This is a genomic window from Bombiscardovia apis (genome assembly GCF_033095945.1).
Classification (GTDB): Bacteria; Actinomycetota; Actinomycetes; order Actinomycetales; family Bifidobacteriaceae; genus Bombiscardovia; species Bombiscardovia apis.
On record NZ_AP026800.1, the window covers coordinates 1,442,141 to 1,457,065 of the forward strand.

Consider the following 14,925-nt stretch of genomic DNA (forward strand, 5'->3'; position numbering starts at 1 on the left):
AGTGTTGGAATGGCACGAATCATCTCAAGTAGTGATATACCAGACCTGAACTAACGGATAATTACCCCTCAGAATCCGACTAGTTTTACTTCCCTTGATGCTCGATAGGTTTCCAACCAGGGTTGGAGAAGATAGCCTGGAAGGAGATTGGCACATAAGACAACATGAAAATAGGGAAGCTCAGACAATAGGCAAGCAGTTCTTTGTTGGAAGCACCAATCTTGTCGCGCTCTGCAACCACAGTCAGCGCTGCCAGGCCCATCAAAGTCAGGATGCCGATACTACCTAGCACAGTCATATTAGTTAAAGAGCCAATCTGACTTGACCAAGTAACAAAGCCAAACGTTGAGAACAAGATACCGAACACGAAACGTATGAGGCTCAAGACGGTAAGCGGGCAAATCAGAATCGTTAAATCTACTGCCGAAAAATCACGTTCCTGCACAGCTCGCCGAATGAGCGAGGGCCCATAATAACGGAATACTTGTAGAAAGCCTTTGCTCCATCGCAGACGTTGCCGCCAAGACTGCTGGAAGGTTACTGGTTGCTCGTCGTACAGGATGGCAGTACCACAGTAGCCGATGCGATCACCGTGAAGGATGGAATCCATAGTGAATTCCAAATCCTCTGTGAGCAAGTGGAATTTCCAGCCATTATTGCGTTCCATGACTTCGCGCGAGAACATGAAACCAGTGCCGCCCACATGGCAAGAAGAACCGAAAACCATGCGTGAAGAATTCAAGAATCGAGATTCGCGGATGAACCACAGGGCCGAGCCGGAAGAAACCCAATTATCCGAGAAGTTGATGGAATTGCGATAAGAAGTCAAAATCTTGAAACCGGACTGGAAGGCCTTGTTCATCTCTCCGATATAGTGCTTATCGAGACGGTTATCAGCATCAAAAACGAAGAAAGCATCGTAGTTGGTTGAAGCTCCAGAAGAGATGATGTTGTCAAGTAAGTAAGTCAGGGCATAGCCCTTGCCTATTTGTGTTGTATTCGTGCGCTCAACCACATGGCAGCCCATAGACCGAGCTACCTGGGCCGTATTATCTGTACAATTGTCGGCCACTATCCAGATGTCGACCAGCTGGCTGGGATAGGTCTGCGACTGAATGGACTCAATCAGCCCGCCGATAACGCTTTCCTCGTTGCGGGCAGAAATGAGCACCGCGAAGTGCTTATTAAGTGGCACTTCTGGGAAGACCACCGGCTTAGCCACAAAAGAAGTGACAATGCAGACAGCCTGATAAATAATACCGACTGCAGTCAAAATAATAGTGACTACATCGAGCAGATTAAGGAAGGCCATTTACTGCCACTCCTTGCGGGGATTGGCGCTGGGAATCTCTTTGGTGCCACGAGACTTCTTGTTATGCTCGTGTTGAGCGCCTTCGAGCTGAGCCTTGCCCTTGCTGTCATTCACCACATGCTTTGGAATCGCAACAGTTTCAGAGGTATCCAGTGCGTCTGAAGTGGGGATACGAGCGAATTCCTCTCGAATTTGCTGCTCGTCCTTGTCGGCAATCACTACCCGCTTACTGGAACCTTGCGCAGAGCGTGGGATATGCTCAGTCACTGGCTTAATCACATGCTCGTTAATGGCCTCAGCACCTTCAACCACCTTGGACTTCTTCGTTGGCTTAGGATCTTGCATAAGCGGCGAATCAATCAAATCGTAGCGTTTGGTGGAAGCCTTGAAAATTATTTGGAAGGAGGCAGCTACCGGCAAAGCTAGGAAGGCTCCCAACGCCCCAAACACCGCACCCAAAGCCAAAACCGCCAAGAAGGCGATAGCAGCGTTCAAATCCATCGTACGCTGAGAAATCTTAGGTGCCAAAATCAGGTTCTCAACCTGCTGGTAGAGGGTAATATAAATCAGAACTGCCAAAGCAATGACGAGCCCGTTTGCTCCCCAAGCCACTACGACCGGCAGAGCGCCGCCGATATAGGTACCAATGGTGGGCACAAATTGCGATACCAGACCGCAGAAGAGCGCCAATGGCAACCAGTAAGGCACATTGATAACCACCAAGAAGACAGACATGCAGGCCGCTGAAATCAGAGCCAGAATAGTGCGGCTAAAGAGGAAGGACGAAATCTGATCCTGAGCAACCGTCCAAACGAGTACGAAACGACGCTGGCTAGAAGGGCTCATCCACTGGCACAGGCTTCTACGCAGCTTCGGTCCGGCCGCGGAAATGTAATACGTAACCAATAACACGGTCATAATGTTCAACACCGAACCCAAAACGCCCACAGTTGTGGTGAACGCTTGACCTGCAAAGTCAGTAACCCAAGATGTTTGAATATTCTTAGCAATCTCATTTCCCAAGTCTTGCATTGCTGGCAATTGCTGGTGGGTCTTGGACTGTACAAAATCCACCACCTGCTCATAAAAAGCGGGAGCACCCTTAACCATGCCAATGACCTGCTGTACAAACATGTTGCCAAAGAGACCCATGAGCGCAATAACGACAATGACAAGGCCTATGAGCGTAACACCAGAAGCCGCCCCGCGCTTCCATCCATGTTTGACGAAAGTAACCACCAAGGGCTCCATTGCCAAGGCCACGAACATAGAGATAACAACGTCGAGAACTACGAACTCGACCTTTGACCAGGAAGTATATGCGAACCAAGCCAGAAATACAGTGATTACGGCATAGAAAAGAGCCCGGCCATACCATTCAGGTGGGCGGCGGGGGTCGCCTTTGGAGGGGAAGAGAGATCCCAAATCGAGCTGCTGCTTATTACTTGCGTCCATGACTCTATTATCCCGGCAATGCTGACAAGAAACAAGCCGAGAGCTTGAAGACTGTATAACGGGCCAAGTATTCTGAAACCTATGCTGACCGTATCCGTAGTTATTCCGGCTTGGAATGAAGAAGATCGTATCGCTGACTGCATCTTGAACGCGACCACACAGTCGGTCGCACCCTTAGAGGTGCTCGTTGTCGACAATCACTCCACCGACCGCACTGCACAGATAGTCCAAGATTTCATTGCAGCCCACCCCGACACGCCTGTACAGCTGCTCCACCAAGACGAGGAGCAGGGGCTGATTCCCACCCGAAACTATGGGCTAGATCGGGCTCGTGGCGATATTTTGGGACGCATCGATGCTGATTGCATGCTGCGCCCCAACTGGGTTGAAGTAGTGAGTAGACTCTTTGAAAACGATTCAGATGCCATGGGAGCCACCGGCCCGGTCGCCTATTACGACATGCCCGGCAAAGAAATCGGTCTCAAGAGCGACAACAAGGTGCGCAGAAGCGTCTACCGTGCTGATGATGGCCAATACTTACTTTTCGGTTCCAATATGGCGCTGAGAGCGAGCGCTTGGAAAACGATTCGCGGCGAAGTATGCCGAGACGAGGCAGACATTTTCCACGAAGATGTTGACGTCTCCCTCCACCTGATAGACCATGATTTTAAGATGGTCTATTGCAAGGATATGAACGCGGCAATCTCTGCTCGGCGCATGGATACCTCATTCAATTCTTTCCACCACTACATGCAGCGATTCAAAAATACTTTCGATGCTCATCCCTCCCACACGCGCGAGCAGAAACCTGAGCACACGCTTTACGCCATCTATCCTATTTTGCGCACGTTCTACCCGGTCTACCAGAAGTACTTAGAGTCTGCTGACATCAACCCGGCCGAGCGTATTTGGATTAAGGAGCAGATGGAGCTTTTCCACCGCCGAGATCAAGAGATGGAACCCATCCCGGCAAACTCCAAAAACTAGAACTCTCCACATTAACACTTAGTCCCAAAAGGTCAGGCCGTGTCAGTAGCGTCGCTGCTTGTGCACGGCCTTATCCTATAGTAATTCTCTAGCAAACAGCAAGAAGCAGACACATTCTTGCATTCTTGTTTTTCTTACTTATTGGCACTGCTTATTTTCTCATTACACGCTTTGTCTGTTTTAAACTTGTCCGTTCTTAAACCCTCAAATAGTGTGACATAGCTCACATTCCCTTTTAGCCTCATCATAAAACCTAAACGCAAGAGCCGTCTGACGACGCGGCCGACAAACCGCCGGCTTGCCTAGTCTAGGGGTGGAAGGTAATATAGTCACGTTCGCCCCCGTCGTCTAACGGTTAGGACACCAGACTTTCAATCTGACAACGAGAGTTCGACTCTCTCCGGGGGTACTTAGGGCAGCAGCGCCACGAATACTTTCTTCAACTTTTCTCCTTCTTTGCTTCTATTTATCATTGCGCTGATTTCAATTCATCCATTTCTTGAGACAAATCAAGCAAACACAGCTCCGATGCATTAGGCTGTATTACCAATCAGGGTAAAACACAACAGCCTTTAAGGAGCAAGATGAGCACTACCGCATCGAATTGTGAAGAAAACACACCATCCTCCAGCTCAAAGACCGACCAGATTTTGCCTGACGAGCGCCAGCACAGGACTCGGCATGAGGTTACTATTGGGGGCCGGTCTTGGGAGTATGAGGCAACTGTTGGGACTATTAATATTGATACGGAGAAGGTGAAGCCCGCAGCTTCCATCTTCTATTCGGCTTTTACAGCCCTCGGTGCAGACGGCGAAGCAGACAAGAGTCGCCCGGTCACCTTCGTCTTTAATGGCGGCCCCGGCGCTTCCTCAACCTTCCTCATGATGGGCTCCATAGGCCCCAAACACATCGTCATCCCCGACGCCGCTCCAGTTCCGGGCGCTCCTTATGAGCTGGCCGACAACCCCTACTCCATCCTGCCTTACTCCGATATTGTTTTTATCGATGCAGCCGGCGCAGGTTTCTCACAAATCGCTGAAGAAGCTAAGAAGGAACTGTGGTCAGTAGATGGCGATGTGAAGGGCTTCTCTGCCTTTATTCGCGCTTACTTAAGCAAGTATCACCGATGGAACTCCCCCAAGTATGTGCTCGGCGAATCCTACGGCACCACCCGCGGCGCAGCTCTGGCATACCGACTGCAAGAAGATGGCGTAGCGCTCAACGGCCTCACCTTGCTCTCAAACATCCTCAATTACGCCTTTACTTTCGCCACTTCAGACCAGTTCCACATCGGCAACTTCCCCACCTACGCAGCCATTGCCAAATACCAGGGCAAGGCGGGAGCTGGCATCACGATGGACCAGCATCTACAAGCGGCCCGCGCCTTCGCCAATGGCCCTCTGCGCTTAGCTATGTGGCAGGGAGATCAGCTTGATCCAGCTCGCAAAGACCGAATTGCACAGCGCTTCGCCGAACTGACGGGCTTAAGCAAGGAATATGTCATCGCCTCTGATCTGCGCGTGCTTGACCACCGCTTCCGTAAGGAACTCCTGCGTTCTGAAGGCAAGATTGTGGGCCGCTACGACGCTCGCACCACCGGTTACGACATGGACCAGGTGAGCGACGACGAAACCTTCGTAGTCGACGATTCCTTCCTAGATCCCGCTTACTCTTCACTCTCATCCGCTTACTTGCGCGACGAGCTGGGCTGGGACGGTAAGAGCGAGCGTAAGGGCTTCGCCAACTTCGATTGGAACTCCATGGAGCCCGGTAAGGGTTGGACTTGGTGGCACCAGCTACCCCGACATACCGCTTCCTCGTGGGGAGAGAAGGTTCCCTTCCCCCTAGTAACACCCGACTTGGCTACTGCTATCGTACGTCAACCCACACTCAAAGTGCTGGTCTGCAACGGCATCTTCGATCTAGCTACGCCCTTCGGCCAGACCGAATACGATATTGACCACATGGGTCTACCCAAGCCCCTGCATAACAACATCGCCTTCACCTACTATCCAGCCGGCCACATGGTCTACTCTAATCCGGAAAGTCTGGAGAAGTTCTCGGGCGATTTGGCACGCTTCTACGCCGCAAACGCGGATGAGATGGTCACTATCGATGAGCGCCCCGACCTGCCCGAAGTTGCAGGCATGGAGTAGTTTCTAACAGCCAACTATAAGAGGCCTAGGCAGGTCATCTCCTTGCCTAGGCCTCTTCTTGTACGACTTTCCGTTCACTGACTGACTCAACTCACAAGCACTTGATTCTTGCGCTTTTCAACCAGCCTTGATTCGACTCACAAACCCGCAAAAACGCCGTCTGGGCGGCGCAGTAGACCTAAGCGGTTGAGGGGCCAATACGTGCAGTTGGCGATGGCATCTACCTTGCTCAGTGGCACCTGACCACCATTTTTGTCTCCCAAGTGGAAGCGAGAATCAGCAGAGTTTGAGCGATTGTCTCCCATTACAAAAATATAGCCTTCCCGCACGGTCAGATTGAAGGGTATCTGGGAGCTGACCGCTCCGGGCATGATATACGATTTTTCATTCAAGATGGTGCCGTTCACACTGACCGGACCCGTACCATCTGCTTTAATCCGATCACCAGCTACACCAACGACGCGCTTAATTAAAAAGTCGTCGTCAGGACCAGTATGAAGCCAATTATCTGGGTCGTGAAAAATGACGATATCACCCCGCTGCACACCCGAAATTTTGGGTTGCACTTTGGAAGCAATGACCCGGTCCCCACATTAAGCGTAGGCTCCATTGACTCAGAAGGGATTTCGTAGGCTCCAAAGACAAAGGCGCGCATGAGTACTACCACTAAGACGCAGGCGATAAGCCAGCCCACCTCTTGGAGTACTCGCATCCACAGGGGGCGTGCCTGCCTAGCCCGAATCCGCTGACGCTTGCGCTCATCTTGCAGGCGGCGTGGAGGTGTTTGCGGCATCTGTCCTGTTTGCACAGTGTAACCCTTCTTCAGTAGCGGCATCTGACAGCCAATCCAGCTCACACGAGCATTTGCCAGTTACACACTGCTTCGCTTAGCCTCATTCTAGTAGCCACCTCCTACTAGCAAGGCCAGTTCTGCAAAGCGATTACCTCATGCACAAACTTAGAGCCACACACCCGCCACCAGCAGGAGCGTATACCCTACGAAGAAGAGCGAGGCTGCCTTAATCAACGGAAAGTAGGTAGTCTGCTTGTCTGGCTTGGCATAGAAGGGCTGCATGCCCCGCCACATGAAGGGCAGAATCAGTACGCTGAGAGCCGCCGGCCAAGGCACGAGTCCGGTAGCCCAGTTCAGCAGTGGCCACAGCGCTCCTAGGGCCTGCATAATCCGCATTAGCACAAGCGACCTCTTGGATCCTAAGAAATAGGCCAAGGTATGGCGACCGTTGGCAATGTCTTCATCGCGGTCGGCTACATTGTTGGCCAGCTGGACGGTGAAGAAAATCAGAGTCACCGGCAGGCAAACCATCAAGGTTTTACCAACCAAGGCCCAATCGAAGGGATAATGCCCGTATACGCAAATATATACACACACCAGCTGCACCATATAGGTGATGGTAAGCGCCACTACCGTCTCGCACAAGGGCGTGGCGTTAATGGGAAAACGCCCGGCCGTATAGAAAATGCCAGCAGCGTAGCCAATGATGCCCAAGATCACAAGCGGCCAGCCGGTGCGAGCCACCAGAATAAAGCCCGGCACCAACGAAATCAAGTAGAGACTCAACCCCAACCACCACACACCGCGCAGGGGCAGATTGCGCTTGCCAATCACATTCGTATGCTTCGCATAGCCTTCGCGGTCGCGTGCGTGCACATAATCGTAGTAATTGTCGGTAATATTCACAGCCAAGTCAAAGAAAATAATCGCTACAAAACACAGCAGCATATTCGCCCAATTGACCACACCGTACAGGTAGTGGGCAATCGAAGCGCCCATAGCAAACCAAGCAATATTTAGGGGGGCGGTAAAAATCTCGGTCAGTTCTACAAAAGTGGGCCAGTCTAACCAGCGGCGATTCATATCGTGCCTCTTCTTTCGGTAGAGCTTGCTGCACACCAGTTCAAATATAGGAGTTGAACAACAAGTTCAGTTATGGGTCACTTGGTAGGTGAAGTCATGAATGGTATGGCCCGCAGCGAGGCCTTTTCGCTCAAAGTTGGTGAGCACACGCCCCGAGAAACGTTCCGATTCAGTGAAGTCAGCATGAGGCAGTAGGGCAGCTTGGTCAGCCGTGCCCTTACCCACATGTGCAGTTGCCAAACTCACGCAGTGCTCGCCCAAGTTGCGGAAATGAGCATCGTTATCCATCACTTCGTGCACATGCAGAGCGTAGTCATCGATGTCTGTTGCTATACGCCACAAGCCTTGCGACGGGAGCGCCCGGGCTATGTCGGCAGCCAAGGCAGACTGCACTAAACGCCGCTTGTGGTGCTTCATCTTGGGCCAAGGATCGGGGAAGAAGGTCCACACTTCGCCCACGCTCCCTTGGTCGGCAGCTGCAAAGAACTCGGGAGCGTTGGTTTGCGCGACTTTTAAATTCGTCAACCCTTGCTTACCCGCCAACAGCATGGTGTGTGCCAAGCCGGGCTCGTATACTTCTAGAGCTAAGAAATTGCGGTCTGGATGTGCAGCGGCAGCAGCTACGATATTTTCGCCTTGCCCGCTACCAATTTCTACGGTTACAGGAGCCGGCTGAGCGTACGAGCGCTCCAAGAAGTCCTGATCGATGCGCACATGCTGCCCAACTCCCAAAGAAGACGCGTCGTCGTCGAGTTGGAGCAAAAGCTGAGGGGCATACTCCTGCCAAGCCCGCGCTAGCCTGTCGTCAAGCTTGCCTGAACGCCGGGTGAAGGAGACGATGGTGCGCCTGCCTGCCTGCCCGGACTGTTCCTCGCGGGCGCTTTGCACCCCGAAAGAGTCTTGCTCAACTGCTTGTTCATCTGTTTGTTTCGTAGTCATCAGTATTATTTATATCTGAGGGAAGGTATAAGCGAGTCCCCCACTTGCTGGGTGCGCTCATGCTATACTCAATAAGGAACAAAAATAAACAAAACTGCGCAGAATCGAACATTCTTTCCTGAATAGCTCGACGGCGGCAGAAAGGTGAACGAAATGTCCGTTCTCGTCACAGGCGGTTGTGGTTACATTGGAGCCCACGTGGTGCACGCCCTGCATCAAGCAGGCCAAGAAGTAATAGTCATCGACGACTTAAGCTACGGCAAACCCACCCGCATCGAAGGTGCCCGCCTCTACGGAGCCGACATCTCCGCCCCCGGTGCCGACCAGCGTATGGCAGAGATTATGCGCGAGCACAAGGTCGACTCGGTCATTCATTTCGCAGCCCGCAAGCAGGTGGGCGAATCGGTTGAAAAGCCGCTCTGGTACTACCAGCAGAACTTGGGCTCCATGCTCAACGTACTGAAAGCTATGGCCGCTACCGATGCCAAGAAGCTCGTCTTCTCCTCTTCCGCTGCCACCTACGGCGAGCCCCCAGTAAGCGTGGTGCCCGAAGATGTAGTGCCCATGCTCCCCATCAATCCTTACGGACAGACCAAGCTCATTGGAGAGTGGATGGCCCGCGCCTGCGAAGAGCCCCACGGCATCCGATTCTGCGGCCTGCGCTACTTCAACGTAGCTGGCTGCGGCCCGGTTGAGCTCGAAGACCCAGCCATTTTGAACCTGATTCCTATGATTTTCGACCGCCTCAAGCAAGGTAAAGCTCCCGCAATTTTTGGCGCCGACTACCCCACCGAAGACGGCACCTGCATACGCGACTACATTCACGTCTCCGACTTGGCAGATGCCCACATCGCCGCACTCAACTACCTGGACCGCGACGAGCGCCAATACGACGCATTCAACGTTGGCACCGGCGAAGGCACTTCGGTTCGCCAGATTGTAGACGAGGTCAAGAAGGTTACCGGCCTGCCCTTCACCGAGGCCGTCAAGCCCCGCCGCGCCGGCGACCCCGCCAAACTCATTGGCTCCCCCAAGCGCATCAACGAAGAAATGGGCTGGCACGCTCAATACGACGTGGCAGACATCGTTGAGTCAGCTTGGCAGGCATGGCAGGCCAATCCCAACCACCACATTGATACCGAATCGTGGAAGCAGAGCGACTGAGGTCACAAGCTCAAAGCCCCGAAATGGTCGAAGTACTGGCCTTTTCGGGGCTTTTTCTATAAACGCGACGCGCCGAGTTTGCATCATAGAAAAGTTCGGGTAAGCTTTAGTTCTGGCTGTTTTACACAGCCACGGCTCCGTAGCTCAGTTGGTTAGAGCGCCGCCCTGTCACGGCGGAGGTCACCGGTTCAAGTCCGGCCGGAGTCGCTCGGATGTCACTGATAGTTTTGACTATCCGACAATAAACAAGGCTCTGTAGCTCAGTTGGTAGAGCGAGCGACTGAAAATCGCTAGGTCAACGGTTCGATCCCGCTCGGAGCCACCAGATACACCAAGATTGCAATCGCATTCTTGGTTTTCCTTTATCTCCACTCCCCCTTGATTGCGCCAATGTTGCAAGCTCCTCCTTCTCGGTCAAGGTAGCCGCAGCAAACATCCGCTAAGATGGCAGCAAGATTCATACTTATCAGCACTGAGCAAAAGAGGCTCCCATGGGAACACAGTGGTCCAAAATGAGTACGAGAGCGTTAGCGCAGCATGCTGTAGAGTCCAACTTGCTGTCTACCACAGCCTTAGCAGCAATTGTGGGATGCTCAGCAGAAAAGATGAGCAACTTTATCAGAGGAAATGACTCCGCACTCACGTATGACGAAATCAGCAGTCTTGGGCATCTCATTATCTTGCTGGTTATGTCTGTGCACGAATGCAGCGCGGCAGAAATTCTACAGACACACATTGAGATGTTAGAGCAGTCTTTTCACATGACTCAAAAAGAAATTGCGGACATAGTAGGTGCTTCAGCTGGAGATATTCAAGCCGTCCAAGACGGGCAGCTGGCAACGATTGGCCTCGGTGGAGCCGTGAAAATCATACACCTAGCAGATACGATTTTCACTCACGTCAAAGCGCAGAATCCTTCTCGATTCATCTCGTAACGACTGAAATCTCAATTCCATATTCGCACGTCTTTGAGCGAGACCTTTGCACGCATACCTCAAATCGTGACATTAGGGCCGGTTTGCGGGCGGCTTTTGAATAAGGAAAGCCCAAGCCACATTTGGGGGCTTGGGCCTTTTAAGGAGGCTTAGAGCTGCTCTAGGACCCAGTCTACGACGTAGGGAGCGGTGTGCTCGATTTGGTCGATGGCCACTTCAAACTCTGCTGGGCCGCCATACCAAGGATCCGCTAGGTCGATGTCGCTCTCATGGCCCGGCTGCGGCTTGGGTAGGTCAGGGTCGAAAGAACGATAGAGATGGACTGCTGGGCGCTTGTCTGCTGGCAAAATACGCAGGAGGGAGCGCATATGGTCGGCAGTCATCGGCAGCAGCAAATCAGATTCCTCTGCCTCGTCCTTGCTGATGCGGTGGGCGAAATGGTCTTGCGGCAGCTCATAGCCCCGCTCTTTCAAAACCTTCTGCGCCCTGCGGTCGATAGGATTACCAAACTCCTCATCGCTGACTCCACTGGACTCTACCCGCACCTGGCTGGCATCGATACCGCGGTCCTCAAAGAACTTACGCAAGATAATCTCAGCCATAGGTGAGCGGCAAATATTGCCAGTGCAGACCGTCATAACAACGTAAGGTGTATGTTCATCGCCTTGCTTACTCATGTTCTCCCCTTCAGCTGACTCGCTCATAGGTCACGTAGCGATAACGATTCACGCCTCGATCCTTGGGATCTTGGGCAGGCTGCCACGGCTCCTCTTGGCCCACTCGCCACAGGTGATGGCTGACCAAGTCGTCAATGTCTGGCGCAAAGGTATCTGCGTCCACTTGCGCGTCCAAGTCGGTTACGTATGCTCGCGAAGCCAGCGGCAGAGCTTCCTCAAAGATTTGCGAGCCACCAATGACCCAAATCTCCGAACGGTCGATGCCGTCTGCCGGTATGGCTTCCTGCCGCGCCAGCTCGACGGCATCTTGCAGGCTCGCCACTACCGTTGCACCAGCAGCCCTAAATTGAGGGTTGCGGCTAACGACAATATTGTCGCGCCCTTGCAGAGGTTTGGATCCCATCGATTCCCAGGTGCGGCGCCCCATAATGACAGGGTGGGAGATGGTCAGTTCCTTGAAGCGACGCATGTCTGCGCTCACATGCCAAGGCATACCCCCCTCGAAACCAATGGCACCCTTCCTGCCATCCTTGGCACAGGCTTGGGCCCAAATTAAGTTCACAGACCAAGGCTCAGCAAGCTCGTCATCGCTTACGAGCTCCTTGCCTTGGTCTCCTAAAAGCCCGGCGCGACCGGGCGTGGGTTCGTGATAGCCGCTGCGGCTACTACTGTCATGCTCCATAGTTTGTGGTGCTCCTCAATAACGGATTTGCAACAGTATAATACCTACAAGTTTAGACCGCCACCGGGGCCTTAATCGCAGGATGGTGTTCATAGCCCACGATTTCGAAGTCGTCGTAAGAGTAGTCGAAGATAGAATCGGCCTTACGAATCTTAATCTGCGGGTAAGGATAAGGCTTGCGCGAAAGCTGCTCTAAGATTTGCTCCATGTGATTATCGTAAATATGGCAATCGCCGCCAGTCCACACGAACTCACCCGGCTCCAAGCCTGCCTGCTGGGCCATCATCATAGTCAGCAGAGAGTAAGAAGCGATATTGAAGGGCACGCCCAAGAACATGTCGCAAGAGCGCTGGTACAGCTGGCAGGAAAGCTTGCCGTCGGCCACGTAGAACTGGAAGAGAGAGTGGCATGGAGGCAGGGCCATCTGCTCAATCTCGGCAGGATTCCAAGCCGTAACGATAATTCGTCGCGAGTCAGGATGGTTACGAATCAGGTCGAGAGCACGCTCAATCTGGTCAATAGTGCGGCCCGGGTCTTCTGGGGTGGGCGCAGGCCATGAACGCCACTGCACGCCGTATACAGGCCCTAATTCGCCGGTTTCTGGATCGGCCCACTCATCCCAAATATGCACGTTGTTCTCTTGGAGCCAGCGCACATTGCTCGACCCCTTGAGGAACCAGAGCAGCTCATAAGCAATGCCTTTGAAAAAGACAGTCTTGGTGGTCAAAAGAGGAAAACTGGAGCTTAAATCGAAGCGAATCTGCTGGCCGAAGAGCGAAACGGTGCCGGTGCCGGTTCGATCCGACTTCAAAGTGCCCTCGGTCAAAATCTTACGAACCAAATCCTCGTAAGGCATGGGAATATCGGTGTCTGGACGCTCGGGAATGCGGGTACGAATATCTGCTAACTGCTGAGGTGTCAAAGCCATAAGCACAGTGTAGCAAGCTGCGCGAATCTCAACTAGAGCCAGTGATCAGCCTTGCAATACCAACAAAAACCGACTTGTCGTTCGTCTGGAGGCGCAAAAGTAAAACCGGCGGGCATAATTAGGCGCGGCTTTGGGTTAGATTGTAGGTATAGGACAATTACACCAATGGGAGGTTCCTATGGCAAAGAGACTATGGGTCGAGCGTGGCGAAGATGGCACCTGGGAAGGTCACTCGGACGAAGGCGCAGTGATTAAGTTTGGTCGCGGCGAGGGTCTGTTTACCCCCGGCGACCTGCTGCAGCTAGCTCTGGCAGGCTGTGCTGGCATGTCTTCACAGTTCGCTGTCGAGCATGCTCTGGGCGAGGGCAAGGGCGCAAAAGTTGTAGTCAATGCCCAATACAGCGATGATGATGACGCATTCCTAAGCTTCGACGAGCAGGTCAGCATTGACGGCACCGATGCCCACTTGAGCGAGGAAGACGCTGCCAAGTTGGAAGAGCGGATGCGCCGCCACATTGACAAGTCTTGCACTATCAAGCACACGCTGGTGCGCGAGACTCCAGTGCGTATGAACATAAAAATACGCCACTAAACTCACAGAGTTGGGATCTCACTCCCCTACTAACCAAGAAGCGGCTGCTGCCCCAGATTCATTGAGGCAGCAGCCGCTTCTTCGATATCAGCGCTGGGTGCCAGTTGCATGAGGCACCCAGTTGGGCCGTTTAGTTGGGCCGTTTAGTGATTTTCGTGGAGAGGGTCGATGGTTGATTCGATGTCTTCCACGTGCTCGGCCCTATCGACAGACACTTTCTGAACTCCGGTAATGTCTTCCAGAGCCATGACCTGGTCTTGGTTGCCGGAAGCCGCCTGCTTGAGACCGGACTCGGCAGCTTCAACATACTTGCGAGGAACCACGTAAACCGGGGTCACAGCGTGCTGGAGCAAGCCTTGGCTAGTGGAACCCAGCAGCAAGCCCGTAAAGCCACCACGGCCGCGAGAACCTACAACTACAACATCATGATCCTTGGAAGCCTGGGGCAGCGCCTCAACTGCCGAACCGGGTACGACCTTCTTATCAATCTCCAAATCAGGATATTGCTCCTGCAGGGGCTTAATACGGTCGCCCAAGTCTTCCAGGTACGAGTCCATCACGCTCTGCTCTTCAGCAGAATCGGTGCCCGTTAAACCAGAGATATTCGGCACGGCCGAAATGACATCGAGGGTTGCGCCCCAAGTGTGGGCAAATTCAGCAGCGATTTCAAGCGCCTTGAGACCCCAGCGAGACTCGTCAGAACCGACAGCCACCTTGCTGATGGTGTTGTTCAGATGCATCATGTTACCGTCATCATCGGTGTAAGGCACCACAACGATGGGGCAATAAGCGTAAGCGGGCAGACTCGAAGAAGTAGTGCCCAGCAAACGCTCAGCCAAACCTCCCTTGCCACGGTTGCCAATCACAATCAGATTGTAATTGCGTGAGAGCTCCACAAATACCGAAGACGGGTCGCCGGTCACAATGAGCGTGACAGCTTCAACACCTTGCTCATCGGCGATGGCCTTAGCCTTAGAAAGGATCTCTTGAGCATCCGAATGAGCAGCAACGTCGTCGCCCATGGTGCTGTAGGTAGCATCGAAAGACACTGCTGCGTATGAAGGCAACGAGTATGCACACACAATCTGCAGTGTTAAGCCTGCATGCTTGGCATAATTTGCGGCCCACCAAGTGGCCTTGTAGCTGGCATCAGAGCCATCAACGCCGACTAGAATCGCCTTGTCGTTGATCATAACGACCTCCTCGTGATCGTGGGCGAAGC

General features: G+C 53.0%; 14 protein-coding genes and 3 tRNA genes. 8 read left to right on the top strand and 9 right to left on the bottom strand.

The genetic code is table 11. The features are described 5' to 3' along the window. Positions 1 to 85: 85 nt before the first annotated feature. Together R8377_RS05750 and R8377_RS05755 are read right to left on the bottom strand one after the other, a co-directional pair. A complete protein-coding gene (locus R8377_RS05750; RefSeq protein ID WP_317642544.1) occupies positions 86 to 1,312 on the bottom strand; it encodes a glycosyltransferase family 2 protein in 1,227 nt (408 codons plus the stop codon). After that, a complete protein-coding gene (locus R8377_RS05755; RefSeq protein ID WP_317642546.1) occupies positions 1,313 to 2,767 on the bottom strand; it encodes an AI-2E family transporter in 1,455 nt (484 codons plus the stop codon). Positions 2,768 to 2,848: 81 nt separating this feature from the next. Between R8377_RS05755 and R8377_RS05760 the strand changes: the two genes are divergently transcribed. From R8377_RS05760 to R8377_RS05770, 3 genes are all read left to right on the top strand, one after another. Then, entirely contained in the window at positions 2,849 to 3,754 is a 906-nt protein-coding gene (locus R8377_RS05760; protein WP_317642547.1) for a glycosyltransferase family 2 protein, read from the top strand. A gap of 337 nt (positions 3,755 to 4,091) precedes the next feature. Beyond that, a tRNA-Glu gene (locus R8377_RS05765) sits at positions 4,092 to 4,163 on the top strand. A 175-nt stretch (positions 4,164 to 4,338) separates the two neighbouring features. Beyond that, positions 4,339 to 5,910 carry a S10 family peptidase gene (locus R8377_RS05770; protein ID WP_317642548.1) on the top strand — a complete coding sequence of 524 codons (1,572 nt, stop codon included), beginning with the start codon at positions 4,339 to 4,341 and terminating at the stop codon, positions 5,908 to 5,910. Between the two features lie 137 nt (positions 5,911 to 6,047). On the opposite strand, the gene lepB is transcribed toward R8377_RS05770, so the two are convergent. From lepB to trmB, 3 genes are all read right to left on the bottom strand, one after another. Then, the gene (gene lepB / locus R8377_RS05775) at positions 6,048 to 6,488 is read right to left on the bottom strand and encodes a signal peptidase I (RefSeq protein WP_317643725.1); all 441 of its coding nucleotides are present in this window, start codon (positions 6,486 to 6,488) and stop codon (positions 6,048 to 6,050) included. Positions 6,489 to 6,868: 380 nt separating this feature from the next. After that, positions 6,869 to 7,786: a prenyltransferase gene (locus tag R8377_RS05780; protein WP_317642549.1), complete on the bottom strand. Its 918-nt coding sequence runs from the start codon at positions 7,784 to 7,786 to the stop codon at positions 6,869 to 6,871. 66 nt (positions 7,787 to 7,852) lie between these two features. Continuing rightward, positions 7,853 to 8,725, bottom strand: a complete 873-nt coding sequence (gene trmB / locus R8377_RS05785) for a tRNA (guanosine(46)-N7)-methyltransferase TrmB (protein ID WP_317642550.1) — start codon at positions 8,723 to 8,725, stop codon at positions 7,853 to 7,855. 153 nt (positions 8,726 to 8,878) lie between these two features. On the opposite strand from trmB, the gene galE reads away from it, so the two are divergent. The 4 genes from galE (at position 8,879) to R8377_RS05805 (ending at position 10,824) form a co-directional block, all read left to right on the top strand. Next, positions 8,879 to 9,889 (top strand): UDP-glucose 4-epimerase GalE, encoded by a 1,011-nt coding sequence (gene galE / locus R8377_RS05790; RefSeq protein WP_317642551.1) that lies wholly within the window; start codon positions 8,879 to 8,881, stop codon positions 9,887 to 9,889. A 133-nt stretch (positions 9,890 to 10,022) separates the two neighbouring features. Then, a tRNA-Asp gene (locus R8377_RS05795) sits at positions 10,023 to 10,096 on the top strand. Between the two features lie 42 nt (positions 10,097 to 10,138). Beyond that, positions 10,139 to 10,214, top strand: a tRNA-Phe gene (locus R8377_RS05800). A gap of 166 nt (positions 10,215 to 10,380) precedes the next feature. Continuing rightward, positions 10,381 to 10,824 (top strand): HTH domain-containing protein, encoded by a 444-nt coding sequence (locus tag R8377_RS05805; protein WP_317642552.1) that lies wholly within the window; start codon positions 10,381 to 10,383, stop codon positions 10,822 to 10,824. A 149-nt stretch (positions 10,825 to 10,973) separates the two neighbouring features. Here R8377_RS05805 and R8377_RS05810 read toward each other — a convergent pair whose 3' ends face one another. Genes R8377_RS05810 through R8377_RS05820 form a run of 3 tightly spaced genes read right to left on the bottom strand, consistent with a single transcriptional unit; the run spans position 10,974 to position 13,111 of the window. Continuing rightward, positions 10,974 to 11,501: a low molecular weight protein-tyrosine-phosphatase gene (locus R8377_RS05810; RefSeq protein ID WP_317642554.1), complete on the bottom strand. Its 528-nt coding sequence runs from the start codon at positions 11,499 to 11,501 to the stop codon at positions 10,974 to 10,976. A gap of 10 nt (positions 11,502 to 11,511) precedes the next feature. Beyond that, a complete protein-coding gene (locus R8377_RS05815; RefSeq protein ID WP_317642555.1) occupies positions 11,512 to 12,183 on the bottom strand; it encodes a dihydrofolate reductase in 672 nt (223 codons plus the stop codon). Positions 12,184 to 12,235: 52 nt separating this feature from the next. Next, positions 12,236 to 13,111 (bottom strand): thymidylate synthase, encoded by an 876-nt coding sequence (locus R8377_RS05820; RefSeq protein ID WP_317642556.1) that lies wholly within the window; start codon positions 13,109 to 13,111, stop codon positions 12,236 to 12,238. Positions 13,112 to 13,289: 178 nt separating this feature from the next. On the opposite strand from R8377_RS05820, the gene R8377_RS05825 reads away from it, so the two are divergent. Beyond that, a complete protein-coding gene (locus tag R8377_RS05825; protein ID WP_317642557.1) occupies positions 13,290 to 13,703 on the top strand; it encodes an OsmC family protein in 414 nt (137 codons plus the stop codon). Positions 13,704 to 13,846: 143 nt separating this feature from the next. Here R8377_RS05825 and R8377_RS05830 read toward each other — a convergent pair whose 3' ends face one another. Continuing rightward, positions 13,847 to 14,896, bottom strand: coding sequence for a universal stress protein (locus R8377_RS05830; protein WP_317642558.1), 1,050 nt, complete (start codon positions 14,894 to 14,896; stop codon positions 13,847 to 13,849). Between the last annotated feature and the right edge of the window lie 29 nt (positions 14,897 to 14,925).